This is a genomic window from Acidaminococcus sp. CAG:542, assembly GCF_000437815.1.
Classification (GTDB): Bacteria; Bacillota; Negativicutes; order Acidaminococcales; family Acidaminococcaceae; genus Acidaminococcus.
Map to the genome: position 1 here is coordinate 1 of NZ_FR902065.1, position 4,193 is coordinate 4,193.

The 4,193-nt window shown below is 56.1% G+C and carries 3 protein-coding genes; 1 reads left to right on the forward strand and 2 read right to left on the reverse strand.

Annotation, left to right across the window (positions count from 1 at the left end):
• Positions 1-148: 148 nt before the first annotated feature.
• On the reverse strand, positions 149-1,597 hold the full coding sequence (locus QVO43_RS05185) for an amino acid permease (RefSeq protein ID WP_022487513.1): 1,449 nt from the start codon (positions 1,595-1,597) through the stop codon (positions 149-151).
• Positions 1,598-1,722: 125 nt separating this feature from the next.
• On the opposite strand from QVO43_RS05185, the gene QVO43_RS05190 reads away from it, so the two are divergent.
• Complete coding sequence (locus QVO43_RS05190; RefSeq protein ID WP_022487514.1) at positions 1,723-3,003, forward strand: M18 family aminopeptidase; 1,281 nt, start codon at positions 1,723-1,725, stop codon at positions 3,001-3,003.
• Positions 3,004-3,034: 31 nt separating this feature from the next.
• On the opposite strand, the gene QVO43_RS05195 is transcribed toward QVO43_RS05190, so the two are convergent.
• Complete coding sequence (locus QVO43_RS05195) at positions 3,035-4,003, reverse strand: lactate/malate family dehydrogenase (RefSeq protein ID WP_022487515.1); 969 nt, start codon at positions 4,001-4,003, stop codon at positions 3,035-3,037.
• Positions 4,004-4,193 lie beyond the last annotated feature (190 nt).

Consider the following 4,193-nt stretch of genomic DNA (forward strand, 5'->3'; position numbering starts at 1 on the left):
GGGACCAGCCGTGAGGCTGGTGGTGGGTTAGCCGCTTCAGCGGCGTTTCCCTTTAGAACCATCTGCCTTCGGCAGATGGTCTCCTTCGGCCGCTGCCCGCTGACAAAAAAACAAGGTGCTGCATGTTTTATGCAGCACCCTGTTTTTCTTACTCCCGTTCCTTCTTCGCCAGTTCCGGCAGGATGAACCCGATCCCGATCAGTACCAACGGGGTCAGGATGTTCATGGCGAACTGGAAGTACCAGGTGTCGGTACCGCTCTGGACCCCACGGGGGAACATGCCCATGATGCAGGCGAAAGCGGTGAAGGCGAAGCACCAGAACCCGGCCAGCATGCCCAGGCCCTTGCTCTTCACGAAATGGTATTCAGAAACATAGTTGTCCGCATGTTTCTTCAGCATCATGTAGGCAAAGAACACCCACAGATACCGGAGCGGCATGCACACCGCGTTCAGACGGATCAGCCAGTTGTACAGGCTGGTCATGTCCCCGATCCCCAGCGCCGGTACGATCAGCAGGATGGAAACCAGGATGGCGGTCAGTTTGTACCCGGTTACAGGCACCCCTTTGGCGTTCACTTTGGTGAACACTTTGGGCACGAACTGGGGATCCACGTCGGACAGCAGGATCTTGATGGGGGCATCGATGGAAATGGCCAGGGTGGCGGCCTGTCCCAGGGCGGTGCAGATGGCGTAGATGATCACGAAGGTCTGGCCGATGCCGTAGTATTCACCCAGCTTGGAGAAGCTGTAGTAGGCCCCGTTCATCATCAGGTCCTTGGGGATGTTGTTGGGGTCGAACATCAGCCCCATGGCAAAGGTCCCCAGCAGGGCGGTCACCGCCACCATAATGGCCATGAAGATCATGGATTTGGGATATTCAGAAGAAGGTTTCTTCAGGTTGTTTACATAGGGGCTCAGCCGTTCGCAGCCGCCAACAGCAAACACCAGGATCCCCAGGGTGGTCATGTAGTCAAAATCGAAGGTGGGCATCAGGGTTTCCCAGTTCAGGCTGTAGCTGAAGGTCTTGGCGGTGGTCAGGTGAGGAGCCGCCAGGGCCAGCAGGATGTACAGGATGGACATGACGAACATGAAGCTCCCGGACAGGGCGCCGATCCGTTTCAGGGCCGTAACCCCTTTGGAGGCGTACCACAGGAAGAAAAAGAAAATCACAAGAGCGATGCATTGCAGGACCAGGGGCGAAATCATTTTCGTCAGGGATCCGTTCTGGAAAAAGGCCCAGCCGAAGGCGATGAGCATGTTCTGGGGTTTCTGGGCCAGGTAGGGCATGTGGACGATCCAGTAGGTCCAGCCGGCGAAGTAGGCCAGCTTGGCGCCCGAAGTGGACCGGATCCAGGAGGATACGCCCCCGGCGCTGTTCTTGAAGGTGGAACCCATTTCACCGACCATGAGCACATAAGGGATGAAGTACAGGGCGAACATGAGGATCCAGGACACTACGGCCTTGAGACCCTGGTTGGCATAGCCGTTGACGATGTTCCCGAACCCCCACACGGAGGTAAAGGTCATCAGGCCCAGCGCTTGCCAGGATAAAACTTTGTTGCTTCCATTGTTGAGTGTTTTTTCTTTTTCAGCCATTGGAAAGCCTCCTTTACAAAAGATGGTTCCATTATATCATGCAGCGGTATTATCTGGCTAGTTAAATAAAAAAGTTTTTGAACAATTTTGTACCTTATGATACAATGTCAACAGGAGGTGTCGAAATGAATCAAACTACGAAAGATTTACTGAACCTGATCCAAAAGAGCACGTCTCCGTACCATACGGTGGCGGCCAGCCGTGACCTGCTGCTGGCAGACGGCTTTGTTGAACTCCCCCTGGGCGGGGACTGGACCCTGGCCCCGGACAGCAAGTACTTTGTCACATGCTTCGATTCATCCCTGTTTGCCTTCCGTACCGGTAAAGCAGGATCCCGGGGGCTGAAGATTGCAGCCGCCCATACGGATTTTCCCTGCTTCAGGCTGAAACCGGCGGCGGAAGTGGATACCCAGGGCTACGGCACCCTGAACGTGGAAGGATACGGCGGCATGATCGTGTCCACCTGGATGGACCGTCCTCTGTCCCTGGCCGGGAAGATCGTCACCCGGACCGCCGATCCCTTCAAACCCCGGACCCACCTGGTGGATTTCAAACGGCCCCTTTTGAGCATGTCCAGCCTGGCCATCCACATGAACCGGGAAGTGAACGACGGCTACAAATGGAACAAACAGAAAGATGTGCTGCCCCTGGCCACCATGCTGGGCGAGGACCCGGAAGACAAGCACTTCTTCACCAACTTCCTGGCCAAGGAACTCCAGGTGAAACCGGAAGACATCCTGTCCTTTGAACTGTCCACCTATCCGGTGGAAGAAGGCTGCACCTTCGGGCTGAAGGATGAATTCATCTCCTCCGGCCGTCTGGACAACCTGACTTCCTGCATGGGCTGCCTGAAGGGCATCATGAACGGCAAAGGCACCGAAGGACTGCGGGTGGCCTGCCTGTTCGACAACGAAGAAGTGGGCAGCAACACCAAACAGGGAGCCGATTCCCTGGTGCTGAACAACCTGCTCCACCGGATCTACACCAAACTGGGCCTGACGGAAGAAGCCCTGTATGAAGACATGGCCAACGGATTCATGCTCAGCGTGGACGTGGCCCATGCCCTCCATCCCAACTATACGGCCAAATGCGACATCACCAACAAGCCCAAACTGGGCCAGGGTGTGGTGCTGAAACAGGCCTGCAGCCAGGCGTATGCCGGGGATGCGGAAGCGGTGGCCATTGTGAAAGGCCTCTGCGCCGCCAACGGGATTCCCTGCCAGCTGTTTGTGAACCGCAGCGACATCAAAGGGGGATCCACCCTGGGGTCCATGGCATCGGCCCTGACTCCCATCCGGACCATGGATATCGGTGTGGCCCTTCTGGCCATGCACAGCGCCCGGGAAACCATGGGAGCCGCCGACCAGAAGGCACTGGAAGATCTGATTACAGTGTTCTTTGGATAAAACGTGAGAAAAAGAAAAGGTGTGACCGCGGTCACACCTTTTCTTTTTCCTTCAAAATAATGTCATACGCCTTGCTCACATTCTCCTGGATGGCGGCGGCACAGGCTTGGAACTGCTTTTGTTCTTCCGGGGTCAGGGGCAGGTCCAGGACCTTTTCCACGCCTTCCTTGCCGATTACCGCCGGTACGCCGATGAACAGGTCCTGCTGGCCGTATTCCCCGTCCAGTTCCACCGAGCAGGGGAGCACCCGCTTTTCGTCCCGGAGGATGGTCCGCACCAGGGTGGCTGCCGCGCCGGCAATGCCGTATTCCGTGCACCATTTGCCGGAGACCGTCACCCAGCCTCCTTTGATAGCCTGTTCCTGGATTTTGGCCCGGTCGAACTTCCGTCCCGTGTGCTGTTCATACTGATCCACGGTCATCCCGGAAAAATTCAGCAGGGACCAGGGGACGAACTGGGAATTCCCGTGCTGACCCAGCATAAAGGCGCTGAAGCTCCGGCTGTCCAGCCCTGTAAAATCGCTGATGGCGTGGCGCAGCCGGGCCGAATCCAGAAGCGTCCCTGTACCCAGCACCTGGGACCGGGGGAGACCGGACAGATTGGCGATTTCCCCGGTGATCAGGTCACAGGGGTTGGTGATGTTCACAAAGATCCCATCGAACCCGGCATCCATGATCCGGGGAATGAACCGGGCCACCTGGATCACACTGTTTTTCAGTTCATCGTCCCGGTTGAAGTTCCTGCACAGAGAAATATCCCCCACCGCGATCACAATAATGGCACAGTCTTTGAGACCGGCATAGTCCGTGGTCCGGTAAGTTACCCGGTTGGGCATGAAAGGGACAGCATCGTTCAGATCATTGCATTCGCTGGTGAGTTTTTTGTCATCAATATCGCAGAGCAGAATCTCGTCAGCGATCCCCATCATTCCCAGGGAATAAGCCACATGGGCGCCCACATGGCCAACACCGACGATGCCTACAGCGTTTTTTTCAATCATGGCAGAACCTCCTTGATTTGGCAGTAATAGAATCCCTTACCAATCTATTGTAGCATGGTTCTGTGACAGCTGAAAGGACATTTGAAAATGTATACTGGATACAGGGACGGTCAGCGGACGAAGGAGACCATCTGCCGGAGGCAGATGGTTCTGAAGAGAAACGCAGCCGGTGGCTGCTAACCCACCACCA